Below are 25,462 nucleotides of genomic sequence, written 5' to 3'. Positions count from 1 at the left end.
GTCAATAGTCAATAGTCAATAGTCAATAGTCAATAGTCAATAGTCAATAGTCAATTAGGAAAAACTCAAATCCGGAGATAGGGTTATCTTTTTTACTGATTACCTGTTTCCTGATTTTCTGCCCCACTGTTTCCCTGATCAACCGATTCACTTGATATCAAGAAAATTCTGAAGGATGCGTTCTCCTACTTTTCCGCTTTTTTCAGGATGGGCCTGTAATGCATAGAAGTTATCCTTATTTAAAGCCGCACTAAACGTATTCACGTATTCAGTGGTAGCAATGGTATATTCACTGGTTTCTGCATAATAGCTATGCACGTAATACACATAACTATCTGCTTCTATTCCTTTAAACAAAGGCCCAATAGTGTGCTCTAGGTTATTCCAGCCCATTTGAGGCACTTTTAAAGTCGGTTCAAACCTTTTTACCTGTACATCGAAGATGCCAAGGCAATCGGTGTTGTTTTCTTCGGAATGAGCGCACATCAGTTGCAAGCCTAAGCAAACGCCAAAAACAGGTTGCTTTAAGTCTTTAATCACTTCATCCAGCTTTCTTTCTTTCAGAAATCGCATGGCAGTACTGGCTTCGCCCACGCCTGGAAAGATAACCCGATCTGCAGAGCGAATCACTTCCGGGTCGGCACTGAGCACAGGAGAAACGCCCAAACGCTCTAAAGCATAGGTAACAGACTGCACATTGCCCGCATTATAATCTACAATAACTACACTCATATTTTTGAATGAAAAAAGCGGTTTAAACCACCGCTTCTTTTCTTTGTTTTAATTTCGCTTCAATTTTAGATTTAATCTCTGGCAGAGAATTATACAGTTGCTCATACGACTCAATAATAAAGTAATTCTCTTGCATTTTATCCTTTCTGTATGGCGTTTCTAAAATTTTATCTACGTCATACTCAAAGTGGTTGGGCTCATCGCTCAACGAGTATTTAGTTTCACCCGCAGACGATAATATTCCTGCTCCGTAGATTTTTACTTCACCCTCTTCTCTGATTAAACCAAACTCAATGGTGTACCAGTAAATTCTTGACAATAAGTGAATTGCCCAGTCGTCTTCAATCCATTCGTGACCAAACTGACTGATGGCCTGAAGGAAGTCTACAAAAGCCTGATTGGTGAGTAATGGAATGTGTGCAAATACATCGTGAAACATATCTGGCTCTTCCAAGTAATCCAACTGGCTCATTTTTCGCACCCAAGTAGTAGCAGGGAATTTCTTGTTGGCCATAAGCTCAAAGAAAAGACCATCTTCCACAATTCCGGGCACCGCGTAAATCTCCCAACCTGTTAAACCAAGAAGTATCTCATTGGTTTTCTCAAAATTTGGAATTCCTTCATTTGTGAAGTTCACCAACTTTAAACCCTTGGTAAATTCAGTAGTTGCGGCTTTAGGCAAACTAGGAAACTGTCGGTCGAAGAGGATACCCCATACTTTCTGGTCTTCGGCTGTGTAATTCTCATAAATCTGTTTCATTCTTTCCTTGTTAAAGACTCCGCTGGAATGGGCTAAAAAACAAAAAACCCGATTCTTGCGGAATCGGGTCTTATATGTTTGATTAATTGTTTCTATCCAATTTACATAGCGCTGCCGTTCCGATCGTTCGGGTAGTAATAGTAATAATGATGTGCGCTGCTATGTAACATTGCCCCAAAGGTAAAATGCATTTCCGAAATGGCAATTCTTTTTTTAAAAAAGAATTGGGTGGTGGGGTTTGTTGAAGGTGGAAAAGTAGTTGGGGCGACAGAAACATACTTCTGTTCGACCTCGATATTCTATTGATTATTCAATTCCATCATTACATAAAAATAAAATATATTGGTTATCATTATTTTTTTTGACAACTTCCAAGCACAAATCTATAATCAATACTCAAAAAAGCATAGTGAATCCAATATATCTAGATACGCATATTCATACTTCTGCCAACCCCAATGAAGTAAATAATGAATACGACATTGAGTTGTTAGTTAAAAAAATTCATGAATTCAATGGCGATTCAGAATTTTTAATTTCTCTTACTGACCATAATATGGTCAATAAAAATGCTTATTTGAAAGCACTTTCCTTATGTATTAACATTATCGTTGGTGTTGAATTACACATTAGAAATTACGATAGCTGTCCGGCCTACCATTGCCACATTTATTTCGACATAAAAGATATTACGGAACAAACACTAGATGACATAAACAAAAAGCTCGATGAACTGTACCCAAACAAGGTGGTACAAAAAACTGACCCTACAATTCCAACCATCCAAGATATTATTAACAAATTCGACTCATACGAATTCATGCTTCTCCCTCATGGGGGACAATCGCACGCGACCTTCAATACGTCAATCCCCAAAGAAACAAGACTTGATGGAACCTTAGAAAGAAACGTGTATTATAATCATTTTGAAGGATTTACCGCAAGAGGTGACAATGGACTCGAAAGGACTCAAGAATATTTCAAAAAGCTAGGCATAAATGAATTTGTTAATTTGATAACCTGTAGTGATAATTATACACCTAACACTTATCCAAATGGAAAAGATAAAAATCCATTTAACCCGACATGGATGTTGGCAAAACCAACATTTAATGGATTAAGGCTATCTCTATCAGAACAATCTAGGCTAATTTATTCAGAACTTAAACCTAAATTCTTCTCTGAAAACATACAATCTGTATCACATAAAAGGGAAAACATCGAAATTGACATAGAGTTTACGTCAGGATTGAATGTGATTATTGGGGGCTCTTCAAGCGGCAAAACACTTTTAGTTGATTCGATTTTTAACTGCCTTAATAATAAAACGGAAGAATCTATATACAAACAATATCAAATCGATAAAATGGTTATTGTCAATCCTTCTGGAATGACACCTCATTACCTTTCCCAAAACTACATTATGGGTGTAGTTAACAATATTAGTGAAGATAAAATAGAAAATATTGACATCATAAAGAGAGTATTCCCAGGAGATGAAGAGATAAAAGTAAACATCAATAATGGCTTAAGAGAATTTAAAAAGAACATAGAAGATTTGATTAAAAGTGTTAAGACATTAGAAGAAGAGAGTCAAACGCTTTTCACAATCCCTATTTTGTCTAGATTAATCACAAGAGATAATTTAGAAACTAATATTTACGATAAACTTCAGCCAACTGAGGTAGAAAACGAACAACTACGTTTCTCAAAAGGAGTCCATGACTCTTATATTTTGACTCTTAATTCGTTAGAGAACTTCTTATCCAACTATCCTTTTATAGAACATGATTCAAGTTTGACTGAACGCCTTAAAGAAGAATTAGGTAATGTTTTAGAAATCTCAAATAAAGAAAAAAAGGTACGACTACTTCTAGAGCAAGAACAAGAATCTTATAATCAAGTATTAAGACATTCAAATTCAGAAGAGCAAACCAAAAGACAAAACTTCAACAAGCTTCTTGAATCATTAAAAAAATACGTTCGTGCATACAGACAGTTTCACAGAACCATCACTTCAATTTCAAGCTATACACTAAACTTTGACTCAGAGGAGATAGAATCAATGGGTCACAAACTATACATTGAAAATGATTTCATTTTAAATAAAGACAAATTTATTGAAGTAGTAAATCATTTCTTAAAGACTAAAATCTCCGACTTTAAGAGTATAACACCAGAAATATTATTTGAAAGTAATTTCAAGAAACAAAAGCCCAAAGTTCATGATTATGATGATTTTGAAAATAGAATTTATAATAGTTTTGAAAATTTAAATAAAAAGAAATATAAGATCATTACGAATGACGGACGGGAATTTGACAGATTAAGTCCTGGATGGAAAACGTCAGTTATTTTAGATATCATTTTAGGATATGATAAAGATAGCGCTCCAATAATTATTGACCAACCAGAAGATAATTTAGCAACTGACTATATAAACAAAGGTTTGGTAACCGCTGTAAAGAAAATCAAGAGTAAAAAGCAAATAATTTTGGTATCACACAATGCTACCATCCCAATGTTAGCAGATGCTCAAAATATAATACTGTGTAAAAACGAAAACAACAAATTAATAATAAAATCCAGTCCGTTGGAGGGGGAAATTGACGGCACCAGTGTTGTTGATTTAATTGCATCCATTACAGATGGAGGTAAATCTTCTATAAAGAAGAGAGTGAAGAAATACAATCTCAAAAAATTTAGCGAATAATGAAGTTAATATTTAATAAAGAAGAGAATAACGACATTAGTGTAAAAATACAGCAAGGAACTGTTGCTGTCAACTTCACTTATCCAGAAATGATAAAGCAATTACTCCAAAATAACACTATCACTGACACTGATTTTGGAAATCTGACTGAAGACGAAACTTTAAGCTTAAATGAAATGCTCAATAAGATTTCCAGCATTTTTGACAAGGACGAATTAGATGCTGAAGAAACGGAATGAATAATATTATTCTTCACCATCCAGTCCCCCAAATCTACTTTTAGACCTTTCGTTCCTCAAGGAAAGAAAAGAAGCGGTTCGCCTCACTATCGCAGGTTCTCCGAACCTTTGACGCTCTATGGGCCAAAAGAGCCCTACAGTCGCTTGGCTTTGCCGAGTGACTACGTAAATTAAAAAGCTAGCCATCACTCGGTACAACCGAGCGATTGAGGTACATGCGTTACTTAGCCTCCTTCGCGGTTAAAGATGCCCTACCTGTTTCTTACATTTTACTTAACTTCTGAATACCTTCCAATAATCGGTCTACATCAGAAGTTGAGCTATATAGGTTTGGGGTTACGCGGATGCCTTCTTCATTCTCTGGTAAATTCCTTTTAACGGTAAATACGCCAAAGTCATCATACAACCTTTTGATTACTTCATCGGCATCTAGGTTACGTAGTTTGAAGGTAGCAATGGCGCAGCTTCTTTTCGCTTCGGTGGGCGTAAGCAACTCCGCATTGGCAATCCCTTCTATTTCTTTTGTCCAGTAGTTTTGTAGGTAACGAAGTCGTGCTTCTTTCACGGGGATGGTCACCATATTATTAAATTCTGCTGCCTTGGGCACCGTAAGCAAAGTGGGGAATGACAGCGTTCCGAAGTGGCCTAATTTGTTAACATTGTCCTCGCGCTGGCCTACATCTCCAAACATTGGGCTGAGGTCTTTGATCCTGTTCTTCTTCACATACATGAGCCCCATGCCTATGGGCGCACTGAACCACTTGTGCAGGTTGACGCCCACAAAATCACAACCCAAATCTGAAATTTTAAAATCGAGATGGGCAAAACTGTGCGCGGCATCTACAATTACCTCCACTCCTTTCGGTCGGGCCATATCGGCAATGGCTTTTACGGGCATAATCTGTCCTGTTAAATGAATCAGGTGCGTCACCAAAATACAGCGTGTTTTGTTAGTCATGGCCGCTTGGTATAAATTCACAAGCTGCGCATCACTCTCTGGAATCATCGGCAGCTCTATACGCTTGATGATAATACCCTTAGTTTTTTCAAGCATTTCAAAGGCCTCAATCATGCTTGGGTAGTCCTGTTCGCTGAAAATCACTTCATCCCCTGGCTGAAAGTCGATGCCTTGGATCAGAATATTCAGCGCTTCAGTGGCATTTCTGGTAATCAGCAATTCTTCACGTGCTGCTCCCGAAAACTTAGCCAAGGTGTCCATAACAGGGCCCAAATCCTGCTGATTAAAAGTTCTTCGCGCATAGGCCGAACTTTCGCTATTTACCTTTTTAATGGATTCCACATAAGCGTCTACCACCATTTTTGGCTGTACCCCAAAATAACCGTTCTCAAGATTGATCCACTTGTCGCTTACATCGTAGTGCGTTTTCTTAAAGGCTTTCCAAAATGCTTCATCTTGAGTTTTGGTGAGATCGAACTCTCCTTTCCATTCAGCAATATTCTCTTTAGGTAAGTATTCGTCTAAGGAACGACCAATGAAGGGCAGTGAAATTGCGCCAACTGCGAGTTTTTGAAGTAGGGATCTTCTTTTCATCTCAAAAAATTTGATGGTGATTTGAGTTCTAAGTTAGTAAATCATACCATTCCATAATTTACATTCAAAAATTCATTCAATACTCTAATCAAACGAAATTTACTTTTTGATAAAAATTGAGAAATGATCGACTGCTACAGTATCCTCTTCAAAGCCAATAATATCTGATATTCGAAACTCTGAATAATAAACAGGAAGTTTTGAGAGTCCGAGTTTTTAGCCTTACTCTGGGTTAAGAATGAACAGTGGTAAACCAACTTTTATGAAATCAGGTCGAAAAAATTTGAATATCAGAAAATAAGAATCATATTTGCGTACAAAATACACAAATATGATTCTTAATCTTGATCCAAACTTCTCTCCCTGCCCTGACCTACCTCAGGTAAAGTTCGATCTATTCACCTTCTCTGGAGGTGAGTCGCATATTAGAATAGCTCCAATTGAACCAAGCACCCAAGAGGTAAGCATAACTCACAGAATAACAAGTTTCAACAAGCTTGGAGAATTGCTTATTGCTACGGATGCGCTTAAAAGGATGGGAATCACCAAAATCAATGTTGTAATCCCCTATTTCCCTGCAGCGAGACAAGACAGGGTAATGATTGCAGGTGAACCATTGACAGTAAAGGTCTATGCTGACATAATCAATGCTCAAAATTATAATCGGGTTATAGTATTTGACCCTCATTCAGAAGTAACTCCTGCCCTACTCAATAATTGTGAAGTAATCGACAACACAGACTTCATCAAGAAGGCAATAAGCCAACTCCCTGAAAATATGCTACTTGTATCACCCGATGGAGGAGCACTTAAGAAAATATATAAACTAGCTTCAAGTCTTAAGCAACATGAGGTAGTCGAGTGCTCTAAATCTAGAAATGTTAGCACAGGAGAGGTTACCAATTTTCAAGTATATTCTCAAGACCTAAATAACAGGCCTTGCCTAATAGTAGACGACATTTGCGATGGTGGTGGCACCTTCTTAGGTGTAGCAAAGTCCCTCAAAGAAAAGAATGCTGGAAAACTCTACTTGGCCGTAAGCCATGGCATTTTCAGTAAAGGGTTAGAAGCACTCAGTACAGTTTTCGAACATATTTATACTACTGACTCATTCAATACTAATCATCAAGCAAAGAATCTTACACGACTTACACTGAATAGCGAGATTTTAAAAAGCGCCACACTCAATAATTAAGAAGATAGCCTTAAACACAAACGCCATGAACCCACTTTTACTCACAGACGGATATAAAGTAGATCACAGAAGGCAATACCCTACTGGCACTACGCTAGTTTACTCTAACTGGACGCCCAGAATGAGTAGACTGGGGAACATAGACAAAGTAGTTTTCTTTGGTCTTCAATATTTTTTGAAAAAGTATGTAATCGAAGACTTTGAAAAAGACTTCTTCAGTCAAGCTAAAGAAGTGGTGGTCAAAAAATATGCACGAAGAATCAATAATTACTTAGGCCCTAATGCTGTGGGAACTGACCACATTGCTAGGCTTCATGATTTAGGCTACATACCCATGGTTTTCAAAGCACTTCCAGAAGGCTCTTCGGTACCACTCAGAATTCCAATGTTCACCATGTACAATACAGTTGACGAGTTTTTTTGGCTTACTAATTACTTTGAAACTCTGTTATCTACTACGGTGTGGATGCCGTGCAACTCAGCAACTATTGCAAAAGCATACAGAAGAATCTTAGATAATTTTGCAGAAGAAACCAGTACTACTCCTGAATTTGTAGATTGGCAAGGCCATGATTTTTCTATGAGAGGAATGGCTGGATTAGAGGCAGCAACTATAAGTGGAGCAGCGCATTTATTAAGCTTTAGAGGTACCGACACTATCCCTAGTATCGATTTCTTAGAAGAATATTATGGAGCAGATTCTGACACAGAACTAATAGGTGGATCTGTAGCTGCCACAGAGCATTCAGTAATGAGTATGGGTACAGACACAGGAGAGTTCGAAACCTTTAAACGATTGATCACTGAGGTGTATCCAAATGGAATAGTTTCTATAGTGTCAGACACATGGGATTTATGGAAAGTGTTGACCAACTTCCTGCCTCGACTGAAAAGTGAAGTTTTGGCTAGAGATGGAAAACTGGTCATTCGCCCTGATAGTGGTGACCCTGTGAAAATCATTTGCGGAAATCCTGAAGGCAAAACAGAGTCTGAGAAAAAGGGAGTAATAGAATTACTTTGGGATGAATTCGGAGGCAAAGTCAATTACAAAGGATATAAAGAATTAGACCATCACATTGGCGCAATTTACGGAGACAGTATTACCTTAGAACGAGCTGAAAAAATCTGTACAACCTTAAAATCAAAAGGTTTTGCCTCCACGAATGTAGTATTGGGAGTTGGCTCTTTTACTTACCAGTACAATACCAGAGACACCTTCGGTTTTGCTATGAAAGCCACCTATGGTGAAGTTAACGGAGAAGGAAGGGAGATTTACAAAGACCCAATTACAGATGATGGTACAAAAAAGTCCGCTAGAGGATTGATGAAAGTCATTAAAGAAAATGGATGCTTTAAATTAATAGACCGAGTTTCGTGGGAGGAAGAAAAGCAAGGTGAATTAAAAGAAGTATTCAGAAATGGGAAGTTGCTTATTGATCAATCCTTAATGGACATAAGAGAACAAATTAGTTGTTGAAACACACTTTCCGTAAACAGCAAAGAAACCGCTCTTGAGCGGTCTCTTATGGATTAAAGCAATCAAACACTTATTTTCAGTTTATTCTTGATTCTTTTTAACCATTACCATTAATTTCCGCTGACTACTGACATAGAGTTGTCACTTGGCAGGTATAAGTTTGTGTCAATAAATCTTTAACCGGGATAAGACTATAGATCATTTATTCTGAATAGTGAAGAAAATGAGCAATAAGGAAACAGAAACATATTACCCTAAAAGCCGAACAGACTGGCGTAAATGGTTAGAAAAAAATCATGAGTCGGAACAATCTGTTTGGTTGGTTCATTTTAAGTCGTCCACAAAAGTTGCTTCTCTGACTTGGAGCGAAGCTGTGGATGAAGCCCTTTGCTTTGGCTGGATTGACAGCACCAGAAAGACTATAGACGAAGAAAGGTACATGCAGTATTTCAGCAAAAGAAAACCGAATAGCATGTGGTCAAAAATAAACAAAGAAAAGGTAGATCAACTCATCCAAAACAACCAAATGACCCAAGCTGGTTTGGCGAGTGTAGAAATCGCAAAACAGAATGGCTCTTGGACATTCTTAGATGAAGTTGAAGCCCTTGTTATTCCAGAAGACCTAGCAGCAGCATTGGCCGATCACGAAGGCGCTATAGACTACTTTGACGGCCTAAGTAAGTCAGCTAAAAAGATTTTGTTGCACTGGATAATCTCTGCTAAAAGGCCTGAAACCAGACAAAAGAGAGTTTTAGAAATCGCAGAAAACGCTAGTGAAAATTTGAAACCAAAACAGTTTAGGTAAATTATTCAAGAAATAAATGCTATAAACGTAACGTATAGGTAACGCTGGTTAATTCTTAAAAACAACCCGATTAAGATGTTAGAAGTAGAAAACCTAATATATCAATATGATGGTAGACAAAGAGAAGTCATGCTACACTTCCATAGTCTATTCACAAATCATTATAATTTAACATGTAAAATAACTTTCAATAACCCCTGCTACTATGGGAAAAGTTGGGTTTGTTATTTAAAACCAATCAAAGAAAACAAGATAGAGTTGGCCTTTTTTCGTGGAAACGAGTTATCTAATAATCAAGGCCTTTTAAAAAGCAATGGTCGCAAACAATTACTGAGTATCGATATTGAAAACCTTGAGAGTGTTCCGCATCAAACCTTGAATGAAATATTGCATGAAGCGATACTTCTTGATAAAACCAAGCCTTACGAATCAAAGCGAAAACCTACAAAACGATAAAATTATATGAGAAAGATAATTTCATTTATGTACATCTCCCTTGATGGTTTTATAGCAGGCTCTAACGGAGGAATGGACTGAATTATATAGTGGATAGAGAATAACAACAAACAATTGAATGAAATTTGACAAACATCTTCCGACTGAAAGACTGAAACCCTACATCAAATATTTTGTAGTGTCGGAGAATGAATTGGAAAATGAATATAAGATTTTTCCGTCTTCAGGACTTGTTATCGGTTTTCAGTACAAGGGCCAGCTTTCCATTGTGAAAGACAATACGGAAAGCAAACTAACAACAGCAGGAATTACGGGAATTACGGACAGCTTTAAAAGCTTCAAAAACACGGCAGATATCGGAACAGTTTTGGTTTATTTTACCGAAATCGGTTTTACTCATTTCGCTTCAACCCCCGCCAATGAATTGTTTAACTTAAGTTTATCGCTTGACGACATTTTTTACAAAAGCAGTGTGACAAAAGTAGAGGAAAGACTTGCAGTCGCTAGCACAGATAAGCAGCGCGTTCAAATCGTTGAACAGTTTTTAGGGTCGCAATTAAAAGACATTCAAGCTGACAAATTGATTGTTGAAGCGGTTAAACTCATTTACCAAACCAATGGAACCATTCGCATAAAGGAACTGAGTCAAAAATTATTGATTAGTCAAAGTCCTTTTGAAAAGCGTTTTAGAAAGGTAGTTGGAACCACAGCCAAAAAGTTTGCTTCAATTGTCCGCTTCAACGCAGTTCTTGACAATCTAACTCAAACAAAAACGCTGACCGAGATTTGCTATGAAAACAATTTTTTCGACCAAGCTCACTTCATAAAAGACTTCAAACAGTATACGGGCGACACGCCTGAAAATTTCAAACGGTTTTTGTAGAAAAACGATTTTTTACAATTACAGAGGTGCTAAACATTGCAATTTCCCATCGTAATCATAAAGCAAAAGCGATGAAGAAAATAGCCTTAAATCAACTGTCGTTTTCGGATTTGAGCATTATGGTTGCGCTAATTCAAAGAATTGTTTAACCGGCAAAAACTAAGAAAAATGTTTACAGTAGAACAAATCAAAGCGGCTCACAGCAAAGTAAAATCAGGTGCGGACTTCCCTGCTTATATTAAAGAAATCAAGTCATTGGGGGTTACCCATTACGAAGCCTATGTAACAGACGGGCATATTGACTATCACGGAGGCAATGATTATACAGCAAATATTCCTGCAAAGTATGACTCCTTTGTAATTACTGACACCGTAAAGAGCGAAGAATTTAAAGCAGCGTTAATAGCTCATCAACAAGGCAAAACAGATTTTTTGACCTTCATCAAAATGTGTGCGGCAGTTGGTATTGAAAAATGGGCCATCTGTATGAACAAAATGACCTGCACCTATTACGACAAAAAAGGAAATGAAATTTTGGTAGAAGAAATTCCTCAATAAAACTACATGTTACGAAGCAAACAGACTATTTTGATGGCCTAAGTAAGTCGGCCAAAAAGATTTTGTTGCTCTGGGTAATCTCCGCGAAAAGACCGGAGACCAGACAAAAGAGAGTTTTAGAAATCGCAGAAAACGCCAGTGAAAACTTGAAACCAAAACAGTTTAGGTGAGAAACCACATCGCTAATATTATTGGTATGATATAAGGAAGTTTTGATAAATTACGTTGCATATGAATACCATAAGCTAAATCCATAGACAACGTTAATAACAATAAAAAACTAATTATGAAAAACAAGTTAGCAAAGCTCGGAATCTTAGTATTCTTATTTTCCTGTTCATCTACTAAACAAATTTCCAAGAATACACAACAGATATTAAAGGACAACAACACTTTTTTAATTACTGAAATATCTACAGATAAAACTTATGGACTGTCTCCTAAAAACCCTGTGGAAGTTGGAGGTGCTAAAGATTCGGAAGACCCATTAAACGAAAGAAGATATCTAAATTCCCTAACGGGACCAAATGGAGAGTCAATTTCGTATTATCGAGCAGGTAGTTGTTGTCCTGTAAAAAGTAAAAATGGATTTATGGGAAGTGCTATGTTGGATAACTATAGGGTTACGTGGGAGAACTCAAAAGACACTGTTTCAATATATATCAATATGTATGACTCTGGTGAACTGAAAGCCCCTTTTGGCTTTGGATTAAAAAAGTAACTACTACGAATAAATTAGACGACTGTGAGCCTCCTGTCGCAGGTTCTCCGAACCTGTGACTAGCTATTAATCAAGGACTCAGTCCGCTTTCTTTAGCTCCTCCTCTCCAAGCCAACAGACTCTCGCGGTTTCGTTTTTCAAACTCAACCTCAGGGTGACGGTAAGTGATGGGGGCTTGCTGTTTACTCATTCAATCTGTTTTTCTGAAAAAGAGATTCGGAGCTGAGTGACCATAGAGCAAGTTATTTGCACTCTCCTTTTCATCCTTAGTGGTAGCGTGTTCGCAGAAGCTTCAGCGGATGAAAAGCACAGGAATTAGAAACTGTATAGCAAATCGAAAAATTAGATCCTTCGTACCTCAGGAAAAGAAAATAGGCCGTTTACTTCCAAACAATTATTCGCAGTGAAGTAAGAGTAAGCCTCATTGTTTTTTGATTAAATGTTATGCTGTTAAAATTAAGCTCAACTGCAGTTATATGCACCCTGCTTTTCATCCTGAGTGAAGCGAAGGATCTAAAAATAGAATCGTCAATCGGAAGATTGAAAGTTTTTGACCAATTTCATTTATGTCAAACTGGTCGATTTTTGTGTAAATCACTACCAACAAAAGCAAAGAGACCACCTCTCGGTAGTCTCTCTTGGATTAGACAGCAGTCAAACACATCTGACCCAGTCTCTTTAGTGATTTCAGTCTTCTAATTATTCCCTTCAATTATAGCTAAAGTTTGCTCTACCCAGTCTTTGTTGGCATCTAACTTAATCTCCGGGGCAATTCCTTCATTTTCATAGGGAATAAAAGAGGCCTGACGCATATCGGTTGGTGCATAAGTAAACATACCCGATGGCGAAGTGTAGGTTCTACCGTAATTAGTACCATAGCCCAACGCGCCATAAGTGGTTTGCCCTAAATGAACCGTGTTCTTTAATTTTCTTAAGCGTCCTGTGGTGAGTTCTCCGTTACTACCCGTGTAGAAGTTCGTCAGTACATACACCTGCGCTTTGCTCTTCTTTATGGCCTTTATAATCGGCTTAGATATTTTATCCGAGCCACCCACATTGTTTCTCAAATCAACAATTAAGTAAGGCGAGTTTAGTTCGTCTTCGATTTGAGTGATCAATTGATCTCTATTTGTCCGCATGGTGCTTCTATTAAAACTATTCATCCAAACGTATTGCACATCATCATTTAAGCGAGTCAGCTTGAAGCTTTCAGCCTCCTCAGATGTAACATTTACAATATCATAAGCCTCATCGCTTCCTTCTTTTCTCGTAGTAGAAAACAACTGCCCATTTTCGAAAAGCTGTTCTTCAGCGAAAATCAAATTCTTATATAGTTGACCATATAACACAATATTAAAACGTGAAGGCGAATCGGTTTGCTTGATGTAAGCGTAGATCTGCCCAGGCTCCCAAATGCTGATCTGAGATTCTAACACCACTCCTACCAAGCTATCGGCATCGATACGGTAAACACCTAATTTCATCAGGCTACCAGCATTGTAGATGCCTTCAATACCTGCTGCCGGTTTAGACTTCAGTTGGGTTTTCAGTTGCGTTAAATCCAGGTCTACCTTAGGGTGATTTTTGAAGGCATCGCTGGTTCTGTAGCTCTTTATAAATGTAGAATCGAAGATATCGTCCATCGTATAATCCGGTCTCGGCTCGTACACTTCGGCATGCTTATCATTCACAAAATGTTCTAGCTGATTGAGCTTCCAAAAGCAATCCACTTTGGTCATTTCATTGGTCATTTGCCCACGGAGTTTTTGGTATAAATTCTCGAATTCAGTTTTCTTATTTCCTTTTACCTGATGCTTAAATGAGTTCATCTTCTTCATCTGCGCATAGACAAAATCAAGCTCGGGTTTGCAGTCGCAATTGGCTTGTGCCGAAAGGTTAAAACTTAAAGTAATAAGGAAAATTAGGGTCAGTAAATTTTTCATGTCTGTTTGTTTATGTGTTTGACTGGTTCAAACGTACAAACAGAAATCGGCCTTTAAACCTATTTAATAAAGCTTGTGGCGAAATCACACTATTCTGTGGTGGAATTGACGGCTGTTTCTACAGCAGCCTGATAAGTTTTTGAAACAGGTACTTCAAGGTCGCCTGTGAGCATCACATTTACCTTACGGTTTCCGGTTTTCCATTGCCTAAAATGATAAGCATTGATCAAAAAAGAACGGTGGGTTCGGATCAATTCTGGCCGTTGCTCCTCCACGGCTGTCAGCTTATTTCTGATCAGCTGCGTCTTTAAATTCCCTCCTTCGTTAAAAGTCACTTCTACATAATTATCGGACGACTGAATGCAAATAAGGTCGTTCAATTGCAGCCGCAAACTCTCGTAATTTCCAGTGCCTTTGATTTCGATTTTATCGTTCTCTAAGCGCTTCTCTTTATACTTGCCGAAAGACCAACGACCAATGGCCACGATAGGGAAAACGGTGAGTGCCGCAGGCAAATAAATGGCAGTAGCAAAATAGGAAATGGTGTAAGCGTATGGGTCAGAGTTCACCACCAAATAATAGTACACCAAGCGGGTAGCCACAAAACCGATGATGATGACGAAAGACATAAAAGTGAGTTCCGCCCAAACAGGCCACTGCCCTACTTTTTTAAACAGCCAATACTGAAAGGGCAAGCAAATCAGATAACAAATGGAGCCAAAAAGACCGTAGAGCGGCAGATAAGTCAGCTTCTCATTCAAGTAAAGTTGACCTACATCAAGCGGTTCGGTAAAGAACAGAAAAACGAATACCCAAACCGCCAAGCCCAATGCAGTTAGCACATGATGTTTAATGGAAGGGTCGAATGGGTAATGCTGCTTTAACATATCTGGCTTTGGCTTACAATGATATTGGAAAAGCCGCTCTTTTCAAGGTTGAAAAATAGAAAACTATCAAAAATCGGATCAAAAGCCCCTTTTTGGATTAAACATTAGTCAAGCGCATTTGTCCACCCCGTTGATTAATGGCCACTACCTTCAATCCTAATCCGATTTCACATCAAGTGCTCTATCTCCAAAAATGGTTAAAACCATTACCAGATATTAGCACAAGTAGCCCACGGTTTAAACCGTGGGCTATAGAAAACCCAACCAGCATTAACCGTTTTAACGGTTTATTATTCCCTTCTTGTAGACGCTCCTCACCTCCTGTCGCAGGTTCTGCGAACCTGTGACACCCTATGGGCCAAAGGACTCAGTCCGTATTTATTAGGGCCAAGAATTACCGCCATTGATCGCGCTCAACACATACAAATCACCATAAATTTGTTTTTAGACCTTTCCTTCGTCAAGGAAAGAAAAGAGGCAGTTACGGTTGTGGAAGCATTACCAATTGCAAGAAATTTTTCACACACCACATGTCAGAGACACTCCCTTTTGTATTCTAAGTTGAAGCGAGAAACTAATTTATTTTGGTTCACTTTTACAAAAGCCGTAGTATGCTTAAGAAAATAAATTTCAAAAATGCTGTCATATTTTTTAAGGCCTTGTCACTAATATTAATAGACAATGGAAAACTTCGAACATCAGCACAATGCGCCAATGACTTTTGAACAAATACTAGAAAGCAACAAAGAGAAAATCTACAGGATCAGCCGTGTTTATGCCGTTGCTCCTTTAGAGCCGCAAGATTTGTTTCAGGAAGTGATTTATCAAATTTGGAAGTCCTTCTCCACTTTTAAAGGCAATTCAGGCATTGATACTTGGGTCTATAAAATTGCGCTGAATGTTTGTCAGCGATCTAAACTGAAACTAGACAAAGGCAAAGAGAAAACGGTAAGACTAGACTCTTTGCAGTTTGTTCCGGCAGAAGTTGGCCCAGACAAAAGTCAGCAAGAAAGGTACAAGGCACTGCACGACTGCATTGCTACATTAAACGAAGCGGATCAATCCTTATTAGTGCTACTGCTCGAAGGTTTACCTTATAAGCAAATTGCTACCATTACTGGTTTGACTGAAAACCATGTAGCCGTAAAAATGAAACGTATTAGAAAATTATTATTCGACTGTATCACCCCAAAATTGGCATAAGATGACAGAACAAGAACTAAAAGAAATATGGATGAGCTCTTCGCAAGCCGAGAGAATCCAAGTCGATTTATCAAAATTGGTGATGGAACTCAAGAACAAACTGAATCATATTGAAAAGGTAATCAGGAACAGAGATATCCGTGAGATTATAGCTGCATTTATCGGCATCCCAATATTTGTCTATTTTGCTTACGACATTCCATTTCCCATTACCCGAATTGCCAGTATACTCACTGTGGTGTGGTCAGTTTATGTGATTTATCGCTTTAGAAAACTTCAACTCAGTAGAAAAAACGAAGACCTCACACTGCCCTTCAAGGCTCAATTGGAAAACCAAAAAACCAACATGATGGCGCAGCACAGGTTTTTAGATACTGTTTTGTACTGGTATGCTGGCCCTCCTTTTCTACTGAATCTTGCATTTATATTAGGTTTAGGCAATCCAGAAATATTCAATTATTCCTCTGGCTTAAAAGAACATTTACCTTTTGACTCAGGAAGTAAAATCACCTTGATTGTGGGTCTGACGGCCTTCTATACTTTTGTAGTGTGGCTAAATAAACGAGCGGTAAAGAAAACGCTTAACCCACTCATTGCCGATATCCAACGCATTCAAGACCAGCTGGAAACCGAAGAATAAACTTATTTCGAACTCAATTTCACAACACATGAAAAAACTAATCGCATCATTCATCATTCTCAGTATTAGCACTATAGCTTTCGCACAAGGAGAGAAGGAGGTTTCACAAAAAACTTCTTCAGCATTCCAAAAGCATTTCAATCAAAATGAATACAAAGCTATTTTCGAAATGTTTTCTCCCGAAATGAAAACAGCTTTGCCTTTAGATCAGACTTTAACCTTTCTTGAAAATGTAAAGTCACAGGCAGGAACACTCAAAAACTTAGAATTTATTAAATACGAACAAGGTATGGTGGCGCTATACAAAGCTCAATTCGACCGTACTATACTCGGTCTGAATATTTCAACAGATCAAAACTCAAAAATTAACGGCATGCTTTTAAAGCCTTATCAGGACGATAGTCAACCGATATTGGAGCGTAACATTTCGAGTTTAATCCTGCCCTTCAAAGGTGAATGGACAGTTTTCTGGGGAGGCGATACCGAGGCGCTTAATTACCATGTGGCTACGCCTTCTCAAAGAGGTGCTTTTGACTTCTTAATTATGGATGAAAACGGTAAATCATTCAGCGGTGATGGAAGTAAAAACGAAGATTACTTTGCTTTCGGAAAAGAACTTATTGCACCTGCCGCAGGCGAAGTGGTTTTGGCGGTAGATGGAATCAAAGACAACAAACCGGGCATCATGAACCCTGCTTTTGTGACGGGTAATACAGTAATCATTAAAACAACGAATAATGAATACCTCCTTCTCGCTCACTTTAAACAACATTCTATCAAAGTAAAACAAGGAGATAGTGTAACTCAAGGGCAGGTATTGGGACTTAGTGGAAATTCGGGTAATTCTTCTGAGCCGCACCTTCATTTCCACATTCAAAACATGAAAGAAATGAGTCAGGCAACTGGTGCTAAAAGCTATTTCAAAAGCATTAAGGTAAACGGAAAAGTAAAAACAGATTACTCTCCCATTAAAGGTGAACGCATTTCGAATTAAGAGAATTTAACTCGGATTGAGAACGGGGTTTCAGCTTTAGCCAAAACCCCGCTCTCATTGCCAAATAAAATGTTCCTTTCGATTCTTACTTCTTTGCGGGGAAATAATTTGATGGTAACATTTTATATACGCCTTGACTGGAGAAATAACCAAAAGTCATGATGGATAGCGGATCTTTCAATTCACCATTGGGATAAATTAAGGCACTATTCCCTGTCAATTTAATAGAACTCAGTGTTGTTTGTAATTCCTTAGTTTCTGGCCCAACATAAAAAACCTCAATCACACCATCAAAGCGCAATTCAAATAACTTCATCTCTTCATTGTAGATCAAATTAATGTTCGCTTCTGCTTTGTCGGTTGTTTTCACCCGAATAGTACTAGCCCTACTTCCCTTTTTATTGTCAGCAAATCTGGCTAAAAAACCCTCCTCAGCCAGCCGATCGTTTATCAAGCTCATTAAAAAATGTCTTATCGATCCATTATAAGCAAGCGTCCTATTTGCTTCCCATAATTTGGTGACCTCAACACTTTCTGACTCTAACTCTGTAAAAACAGGAAATCCATAAAAAGATTTCCCCATTTTTGCCATATAAAATGAGAAGTTGTAATAGTCAATACTATATCCAAGGAATTGATTAACAAAATTAAGGTCATAGTAGGAGCTGTACAACGCGCTTCCCGAGGTCAAGTCTTTAGTGTCAATAATTTCATCATTAGTCAGATGGACATCTACCTTTTTATAACCATCACCGAGCACCATGGTTAAAAAACTCTCCATTCCTTTACTCCTTAATCGAGATAGCTTACGATCACCTTTCGCTTCTAGTTGAAATGGAGCAAGTTCAACTACTGCATGATTCAGCTTTATTATCAAAGAATCGGGGAGTTCATTGGGTTCATAGACTAAAATTAAGTTCTCATAAGCAATGTGAGAAACTACAATATTGAGTGTTTCATAAGGCATTTTTTTTATCTCAAAAAACCCATCTTGATCCGTTATACTTCCTATTGATGAACCAACCAGAGCTACAGTACAAAAGCTAATGGGATTTCCACTATCCTTCTCAATCACCCTTCCTTTGAGAACTGCTGCCTTTTGCCCAAACCCCATCTGTGCACCTGAAATCAAGCCGCCAACAACCAACATTAAATTGAATATAAATTTAAGCCCTACCATAAGTATTACTTTTCTACTTTACAGCTTTTCACTAAACCACTATCCACTTAAAGTACACATTTTCAACTCATTTTACGACCAGTAAAAACAACGTATAACCTAGTTCAATGTATTGAGTTACAGCATCATTTCAAAACCATAAAACACTTCGATTAGCAAACCACCTTATTAGGATTAAATTTTTTATGACTAAAATCACTTTAACACAAGCCAGATTTTAGCACTAAAGCATACAACCACATTACTTACTAAAAAGTAGAACATATTGAAATTTGTTTCTTATGTTTGTTCTACAATCTAGTAAGTTATGAAAGAAACACGCTTAGGAGACTTTGAAGAAACGCTCCTACTCTTGGTAGGCATTTTAGATAAGGAAGCTTATGCTTTTAAAATTGCCGAAGAGTTTGAGTCGCAAACCACCAGGGCCGTATCCATTGGCGCAGTCCATTCTACCCTCAACCGTCTTACAGAAAAAGGATTTCTAGAATCTGAAATGGGTGAATCTACCGCTGAGCGTGGTGGACGTAGAAAACGAATTTACACCATAACGGCTTCTGGTCAGAGAACGATACAAGAGGCTAGAGATTTTAAAATTGCTTTATGGAATCAGTTTCCGGCTTTTGCTGGGAACCTGAAGTTCAACTTTTGAGCGCCCTGCATCACTTACCGTCATTGCGAGGGAATGGATGTTCGATAGATAAATCCATGACCGAAGCAATCTGACTGACTATAAAGAAGAAGTAGAGGTTGCTTCGTCACAACCTTCTGCTATCGCGAAGTTTTTTTCTCGCAATGACGGTTCATAAACAATGAACAACACAAAAAACCATATCACTCCTCCTCGCTTAGCTGAAAAGCTACTGCTCTGGTTCATTAAAGATGAACTGGCTGAAGAGGTATTGGGTGATTTGGATGAAAAATTCTATACAACATTAAATCAACATTCAATAAGCAAAGCCAAACGCAACTATTGGTTTCAGGTCATCCATTACTTGCGCCCCTTTGCTTTTAAATTCTTTAAAAGAAACTCATTAAACAACAACACTATGATTAAGCACAACTTTAAAGTGAGCTACAGACAAATGCTCAAAAACAAAGGCTACTCTTTCATTAACATTATTGGTCTCGCCATGGGCATAGTAGTAGCAATGCTTATTGGCCTATGGGTTCATGATGAGCTTAATTACAACAAATATCATAAAAACTACACACAGATTGCTCAGGTATTACGAGCCGAAGATGGCGGAGATGGCAGCATCTCAGTAAGCAATTCACTCACCACTGGTATGGGCACGCTAATCCGAGAATCTTTTCCTGACCAAATTGAGCATCTTTTCATGGTCAGGTCGAGGACACAAGCACCAGTAATTGGAAACGGAGAATTGAAGTTTAGACAAATTGGAGCTTTTCTTCAGCCAGAAGGCCCAGAAGTACTAGGGATCGAAATGATTTATGGAACCACTCAAGGGCTCAAAGAGAAACGGTCAATTCTTCTTTCTCAATCCTTATCTGAAAAACTCTTTGGAAAAGAGAACCCTGTTGGACAGAGTGTTCAACTCAATGCTTCTTTCGACTTGCTGGTGGGTGGTGTTTACAAAGATCTCCCTAAAAACTCCAAATTCTCTAACGCCACTTTCTTTTCCCGTCTCTCGTTATTGCTTGGAGAAACCACCGAAGCCTTTAATGTATGGAACAATTACAATATTGATATTTATATAAAGTTAGCAGACAATGTAGATCAAAATCACCTTTCATCTTTAATTGCCGACAAGGTGAAAGGTCATTATAACGATTGGGGCAAAGAATCTGGCCAAACGCTTTTTCTCCACCCTATGAAGGACTGGCACTTAAAGTCGCAATGGAAAGATGGAAAAAACGTATTGAGTAATGAAATGAAATTCGTTCGGCTTTATGGTATAATTGGTGCTTTTGTATTGCTATTGGCCTGCATTAACTTTATGAATTTAAGTACCGCACGGTCTGAAAAAAGGGCCAAAGAAGTGGGCATTAGAAAAACACTAGGTTCTATGAGGAAACAGCTCATTTCTCAATTTTACATTGAGTCTTTCCTTTATACTTTAGCGGCTTTTTTAATTTCTCTCTTGCTACTTAAAATATTACTACCGTGGTTTAACGAGACTTCAGGGAAAGCCATTGCCGCACCTTGGGCTATTTCTGAGTTTTGGTTACTTGGTATTGGCTTTATGCTTTTTACAGCACTTGTTGCTGGCTCCTACCCCGCTGCTTACCTTTCAAGTTTCAAACCATTAATGGCGCTCAAAGGAGGATTAAGGTTTGGGAAGAATGCATCCATTCCACGAAAAGTGCTTGTTGTTTTTCAATTCACCATTTCCATCGCCTTAATTATTGGCACTATCACGGTCAACAATCAAATTCAAGCCGCTAAAGACCGACCAATTGGTTATTCACCCAAAGGCATGATCACACTGGCTCCAGCATCTCCAAACTTTAGAGAGCAGAGAGAATTATTGAAGAAGGAAATCCTAAACACAGGCATGGCTTCGGCTGTTGGTTTTTCTGATTACTCCGTAACCAGTACGCTGGGTTGGAATCATGGCTTCTCTTGGGAAAGCATGGATCCAAATTATGATAAGTCATTCAATACAATCACTATTTCAAATGGTTATGCTGAGGCAGTAGATATGGAGTTTATTGCAGGTCGAGATTTCGACCCTAACTTTAAAACAGATGAAAACTCTATCATCATTAACGAATCTGCCTTAAAAGAAATGAAACTTGAAAATCCGATTGGTACTGTGGTTCGATATAATCCAAGCTGGAGAGAAGCTAAAAGCTATACGATTATTGGTGTAGTTAAAGATATGATTAAAGGGTCACCTTTTCAGCAAACAGATCAATCCATTATGTTTTTAGATCAAGATCAGGACTACATAAACTATATGTATGTCAGACTAAACCCTGATATAAGCGCAAGCCAATCGTTACCAGCCATTGAAAAGGTTTACAAAGAGATTTTGCCCGAAGCACCATTCGACTATCATTTTGCGGATGACGATTACAACAGAAAGTTTGAAGCAGAACTTAGAATTGGAAAACTCGCCAGTTTTTTCACACTATTGGCTATTCTTATCAGTTGCCTAGGCTTGTTTGGGCTATCGGCTTTTCTTGCAGAACAACGCACCAAAGAGATAGGGATAAGAAAGGTACTAGGTGCAAGCGTAGCTAACTTATGGAAGCTTCTTTCTAAAGATTTTGCCTTGCTGGTCGTTGTATCGTGCTTTATTGCCATTCCAGTATCTTATAAGGTACTACAAGGTTGGTTAGATGGCTATGAAGTAAAGACTCAATTATATTGGTGGGTATTCGTCATTGCAGGAGCAGGTGGACTAATTGTTACCTTGATTACAGTTAGTTTTCAAGCTATAAAAGCGGCCATGGCCAATCCAGTAAAGAGTTTAAGGTCAGAATAACCTCATTATCCCTTTTAGTAAAGTTACTTGTGATGATCTAACAAAGATTTCTCCTTCCTGTTATTAATTTTAAATTTGTAACCTTCTAGGCTTGATTTTTGTTTAAGTTAGATAACTTAGATGATCTAAGCTTTTAATTCTTACTTGTTTAACACGGGTAAATAAAGAATATGTTTATGAAAAGTACCTCCTCACTATTTGCTATTGTGGCGGTCTGTTTGTTATTCACTTCTTGTGAAAACGAAGAACCACCTATTTCTTTTGCCTCTAACCCTGGGTTCTTTACCAAATGGGTTCTTTCAAAAGAAGGAGCTACTTGTAATCAAGGCGGCACATACACAGGAAGTAATCAAAATCATAAGACAGAACTAATTATTTTACCAAATTTAACCTATAACTATGTAATAGATGGAGAACTCGTACAAACCGGCAGTTTTTTTGCTCAAAACGGGAATATTACATTCACGCCTTCAATTCACCCTAATGATATTAATCTATATTCAACCTATATCTTAACTGGGCCCAACTTATTCATCACAACCACTGAATTACTCAACTCAGGAAGCAGAGAAATATGCAATGTAAAAAGAGTTTACACCAGAGAGCGTTAACAAGACCAAGACATCAAACAAACCTAATGTAAGTTTATAAATATTGAAAATTACTTGTTAACACGATAGATCTTCCAAAAGCTAAATGGTTCTCCCTCTAAAGTTAGTCCTTGTAAATCGATTAAAAATTCAGAAGCTTCATCACTATTCCAAAACTCTATTTTATTATCTCCATTCTCATTTGTCAAATTCATAACCTTCCAATCTATAACTAATCTTTTATCGACCTGTGTATGTTCAGGTAATTTAACGTCATATTTTGGTGAGTAAAAATCCTTCGATTTACTATACCCATTCTTAAGCATTAAAGTATAAACACCTTTGGCTTTATCCGCCCCCATGGCTACAACTTCCGCACCTGATTTACTATAAAATGCTAAAACTCCACCAGCACCTTGACTACCAAAAACCGCTACAGATGGCCCTTTATAAACCTCAACTCTATCGATACTCGTAGCTGGTAAAGCCGAAATATCTTCAATTCTAACTGGAGAATCATCTAATAAAATCATAGGGGATAATGCTGACAATTCTCCTTTACTACTATCAAAACCAATTGCATCTCTAATATGGATAAATAAAGCTGACCCCACAAGTTCTATCTTGACTCCAGGAATTCGCCCTTGCAAAGCTTGAAATGGATTGTTAAAAGCACTAGTGCTAGTTCTATTAAATGAAACAGTATAATCACTAGCTCCATATACGTTATTTTCATTTCCTTTTTTTTGCTCCCCTCTTTCTGCCTCAACAACAAAACTCCCTAAATCCATAAATTTCGTTGAATCAAAACCATTAACCGGGTTTATAAATTTTCTATAAAACGCATCTTTATTAAAACTGCTCAATAAATCGCTTTCCAAATCAAATGTTTCAACTGAATTAAAAGCCGCTTCCATAGCAGGCGGCTCAGAAATCATGGAGTCTATTTCAAGTACAGCTGTTGAACGATTATTTCGCTTCTTTACTTGAATTACAACTTCGTGATCTTCGAAGTATTGAAGGTCGGTAAAATTAAAGCGTCCATTCTCATCCGACTTAGCTTCAGCCAAGAGAGGAGGGGTCGTATTTTTATTTAAAAAAGTAACAGTAGCCCCCTCTTCTATTTTACCATTAATTGATTTTTTAACTATACCATCAATTTCAAGTCCTTTCTCAGCAACAAAGCTTGGTTCAGATTTTTCTTCCTTAAGAACATCATCCCATGTAAACCTTGACCAACCTTGAGTTAGCAAAAGTAAATCTAAATGACTCTTAGCTTTGGTGTTATTTAGATCAAAATAGTACATAGGGTCTTCTACAAACCCCTTCAAGTCTGAAGTGAGTAACAAATCGGAAACAATTGTATTATCTGGTTTTTGGTCAAATGTCTTACCGAGATCGATAACACTAACAGAAAACACCCCTTGAAGTGGGTCGCCATTCGGATTCCGCAAATTAACATTTGCCTCAACTTTACTCCTAAAAGAGTATTCACTTTGAATTCCGGTGACATCAACCTGAACTGATTCTTTAGAAACAAAAATCAATCTATCTGAGAGCACATTTGCATCAGAATCTAACAACGAAATATGCGCTAACCCTGATAAAAAGTGGCTCAAAGGTAATTCAATAACGGCTGTTTCATTCTCCAGATTAGGTTCAAACGCATACACAACCTCACCTCTAGTATGAATTATTATAGAGTATTTCTGAGTCCTATCTACACCCTTGCTTCTGACCCTTATTTTTAAGCTATTTTCAAGATTATCGACCCACAAAACAAAACCTTGCTCTTCAACCTTGGGAAGGTTATATTTTTTTTCTCTTCCATCAATTAATGCATAATAAGTATCACCTATAACAGGAGTGAAAGAAAAACTTCCCATACCCCTATGTTGTGAGTTAATTTTACCAACCTCATACCCCTTCTGATTTACAATCTTACCAGTAAAATTAATCCCCTTACCTCCAATGTCAATCGCTTTAAACCCTAATCGACTTCTAACTCCTCCTACTAGATAACCACCCTCTGGAAAGAACTGTAAATCGACTTCATCAGACACTACTTCTTTAGAATCCCAAAACTTATCTATTACCACTATCTCCTTTTCAAAAAAATAACTTTGATCATTATTCTTCATCCAATTACTATAGCCTTTAACAAAATAACTGCCTGCTGGTAGATCATCACTTAACTCTAAAGAACCATAACCAAATCCTGAGTCAGAAAAAATCTTTCTTTTATCTATTAACAGCCCATCCTTATTATACAAATCCACATACACTATAGTACTAATCGGTGAAGGAATATTATGAGACCCAGCTACCGCATAGGTTTGAAACCAAACTACCTCTCCAACAGAATAGTATTTTCGGTCGGTGTGGATATAAATTTTCTCTACAGGGTTAGATATGTTAAACTCATCTAAAGCTACGCGAATAGCCTCTGGAGAGTACATCTTCTGAGAAATTAGTTTACCCT

The 25,462-nt window shown here is 37.8% G+C and carries 23 protein-coding genes; 16 read left to right on the top strand and 7 right to left on the bottom strand.

Annotation, left to right across the window (positions count from 1 at the left end):
• Positions 1–147: 147 nt before the first annotated feature.
• Positions 148–732, bottom strand: a complete 585-nt coding sequence (hisH, locus tag AAC026_RS18995) for an imidazole glycerol phosphate synthase subunit HisH (protein ID WP_339701476.1) — start codon at positions 730–732, stop codon at positions 148–150.
• A 22-nt stretch (positions 733–754) separates the two neighbouring features.
• Entirely contained in the window at positions 755–1,492 is a 738-nt protein-coding gene (locus tag AAC026_RS18990) for a phenylalanine 4-monooxygenase (protein ID WP_339701474.1), read from the bottom strand.
• A 409-nt stretch (positions 1,493–1,901) separates the two neighbouring features.
• Between AAC026_RS18990 and AAC026_RS18985 the strand changes: the two genes are divergently transcribed.
• Positions 1,902–4,205, top strand: coding sequence for a hypothetical protein (locus AAC026_RS18985; RefSeq protein ID WP_339701472.1), 2,304 nt, complete (start codon positions 1,902–1,904; stop codon positions 4,203–4,205).
• Positions 4,205–4,444, top strand: a complete 240-nt coding sequence (locus tag AAC026_RS18980; RefSeq protein ID WP_339701470.1) for a hypothetical protein — start codon at positions 4,205–4,207, stop codon at positions 4,442–4,444. The genes AAC026_RS18985 and AAC026_RS18980 overlap by 1 nt, the downstream gene beginning before the upstream one ends.
• A 262-nt stretch (positions 4,445–4,706) precedes the next feature.
• Here the strand turns inward: AAC026_RS18980 and AAC026_RS18975 are convergent, their stop codons facing one another.
• On the bottom strand, positions 4,707–5,996 hold the full coding sequence (locus AAC026_RS18975; protein ID WP_339701468.1) for an aminotransferase class V-fold PLP-dependent enzyme: 1,290 nt from the start codon (positions 5,994–5,996) through the stop codon (positions 4,707–4,709).
• 331 nt (positions 5,997–6,327) lie between these two features.
• Between AAC026_RS18975 and prs the strand changes: the two genes are divergently transcribed.
• The 8 genes from prs (at position 6,328) to AAC026_RS18935 (ending at position 12,091) form a co-directional block, all read left to right on the top strand.
• Positions 6,328–7,191: a ribose-phosphate diphosphokinase gene (gene prs / locus AAC026_RS18970; RefSeq protein WP_339701465.1), complete on the top strand. Its 864-nt coding sequence runs from the start codon at positions 6,328–6,330 to the stop codon at positions 7,189–7,191.
• A 25-nt stretch (positions 7,192–7,216) separates the two neighbouring features.
• Entirely contained in the window at positions 7,217–8,668 is a 1,452-nt protein-coding gene (locus AAC026_RS18965; protein ID WP_339608100.1) for a nicotinate phosphoribosyltransferase, read from the top strand.
• A gap of 223 nt (positions 8,669–8,891) precedes the next feature.
• The gene (locus AAC026_RS18960) at positions 8,892–9,473 is read left to right on the top strand and encodes a YdeI/OmpD-associated family protein (RefSeq protein ID WP_339701463.1); all 582 of its coding nucleotides are present in this window, start codon (positions 8,892–8,894) and stop codon (positions 9,471–9,473) included.
• 75 nt (positions 9,474–9,548) lie between these two features.
• On the top strand, positions 9,549–9,929 hold the full coding sequence (locus tag AAC026_RS18955; protein WP_339608102.1) for a DUF1801 domain-containing protein: 381 nt from the start codon (positions 9,549–9,551) through the stop codon (positions 9,927–9,929).
• A 118-nt stretch (positions 9,930–10,047) separates the two neighbouring features.
• Positions 10,048–10,812 (top strand): helix-turn-helix domain-containing protein, encoded by a 765-nt coding sequence (locus AAC026_RS18950; RefSeq protein ID WP_339608103.1) that lies wholly within the window; start codon positions 10,048–10,050, stop codon positions 10,810–10,812.
• Positions 10,813–10,980: 168 nt separating this feature from the next.
• The gene (locus AAC026_RS18945; RefSeq protein WP_339701461.1) at positions 10,981–11,370 is read left to right on the top strand and encodes a DUF1398 family protein; all 390 of its coding nucleotides are present in this window, start codon (positions 10,981–10,983) and stop codon (positions 11,368–11,370) included.
• Positions 11,367–11,540: a YdeI/OmpD-associated family protein gene (locus tag AAC026_RS18940; RefSeq protein WP_339608113.1), complete on the top strand. Its 174-nt coding sequence runs from the start codon at positions 11,367–11,369 to the stop codon at positions 11,538–11,540. The genes AAC026_RS18945 and AAC026_RS18940 overlap by 4 nt, the downstream gene beginning before the upstream one ends.
• 116 nt (positions 11,541–11,656) lie before the next feature.
• Positions 11,657–12,091 (top strand): hypothetical protein, encoded by a 435-nt coding sequence (locus tag AAC026_RS18935; RefSeq protein ID WP_339701459.1) that lies wholly within the window; start codon positions 11,657–11,659, stop codon positions 12,089–12,091.
• A 695-nt stretch (positions 12,092–12,786) separates the two neighbouring features.
• Here AAC026_RS18935 and AAC026_RS18930 read toward each other — a convergent pair.
• Together AAC026_RS18930 and AAC026_RS18925 are read right to left on the bottom strand one after the other, a co-directional pair.
• Positions 12,787–14,034 (bottom strand): S41 family peptidase, encoded by a 1,248-nt coding sequence (locus tag AAC026_RS18930; protein WP_339701457.1) that lies wholly within the window; start codon positions 14,032–14,034, stop codon positions 12,787–12,789.
• Between the two features lie 89 nt (positions 14,035–14,123).
• Complete coding sequence (locus tag AAC026_RS18925; protein WP_339701454.1) at positions 14,124–14,921, bottom strand: LytTR family DNA-binding domain-containing protein; 798 nt, start codon at positions 14,919–14,921, stop codon at positions 14,124–14,126.
• Positions 14,922–15,602: 681 nt separating this feature from the next.
• Here AAC026_RS18925 and AAC026_RS18920 point away from each other — a divergent pair.
• From AAC026_RS18920 to AAC026_RS18910, 3 genes are read left to right on the top strand one after another with little or no spacing between them, the layout of a single operon-like run.
• A complete protein-coding gene (locus AAC026_RS18920; protein ID WP_339701451.1) occupies positions 15,603–16,124 on the top strand; it encodes a sigma-70 family RNA polymerase sigma factor in 522 nt (173 codons plus the stop codon).
• Between the two features lies 1 nt (position 16,125).
• Positions 16,126–16,764, top strand: a complete 639-nt coding sequence (locus AAC026_RS18915; RefSeq protein WP_339701448.1) for a hypothetical protein — start codon at positions 16,126–16,128, stop codon at positions 16,762–16,764.
• 28 nt (positions 16,765–16,792) lie between these two features.
• Positions 16,793–17,758 carry a peptidoglycan DD-metalloendopeptidase family protein gene (locus tag AAC026_RS18910; protein WP_339701446.1) on the top strand — a complete coding sequence of 322 codons (966 nt, stop codon included), beginning with the start codon at positions 16,793–16,795 and terminating at the stop codon, positions 17,756–17,758.
• Positions 17,759–17,843: 85 nt separating this feature from the next.
• Here the strand turns inward: AAC026_RS18910 and AAC026_RS18905 are convergent, their stop codons facing one another.
• Positions 17,844–18,908 (bottom strand): carboxypeptidase-like regulatory domain-containing protein, encoded by a 1,065-nt coding sequence (locus AAC026_RS18905; RefSeq protein WP_339701443.1) that lies wholly within the window; start codon positions 18,906–18,908, stop codon positions 17,844–17,846.
• A gap of 337 nt (positions 18,909–19,245) precedes the next feature.
• Between AAC026_RS18905 and AAC026_RS18900 the strand changes: the two genes are divergently transcribed.
• The 3 genes from AAC026_RS18900 (at position 19,246) to AAC026_RS18890 (ending at position 23,001) form a co-directional block, all read left to right on the top strand.
• Positions 19,246–19,587 carry a PadR family transcriptional regulator gene (locus AAC026_RS18900; RefSeq protein ID WP_339701441.1) on the top strand — a complete coding sequence of 114 codons (342 nt, stop codon included), beginning with the start codon at positions 19,246–19,248 and terminating at the stop codon, positions 19,585–19,587.
• A gap of 160 nt (positions 19,588–19,747) precedes the next feature.
• Entirely contained in the window at positions 19,748–22,390 is a 2,643-nt protein-coding gene (locus tag AAC026_RS18895; protein ID WP_339701438.1) for an ABC transporter permease, read from the top strand.
• Positions 22,391–22,566: 176 nt separating this feature from the next.
• Entirely contained in the window at positions 22,567–23,001 is a 435-nt protein-coding gene (locus tag AAC026_RS18890) for a hypothetical protein (RefSeq protein ID WP_339701436.1), read from the top strand.
• Between the two features lie 50 nt (positions 23,002–23,051).
• On the opposite strand, the gene AAC026_RS18885 is transcribed toward AAC026_RS18890, so the two are convergent.
• Entirely contained in the window at positions 23,052–25,439 is a 2,388-nt protein-coding gene (locus tag AAC026_RS18885; RefSeq protein WP_339701433.1) for a TonB-dependent receptor plug domain-containing protein, read from the bottom strand.
• Positions 25,440–25,462 lie beyond the last annotated feature (23 nt).

Source organism: uncultured Roseivirga sp., assembly GCF_963973945.1.
GTDB lineage: Bacteria > Bacteroidota > Bacteroidia > Cytophagales > Cyclobacteriaceae > Roseivirga.
The sequence above is the reverse complement of the archived record's forward strand: the minus strand, read 5'-3'. Positions and strand labels throughout refer to the sequence as shown.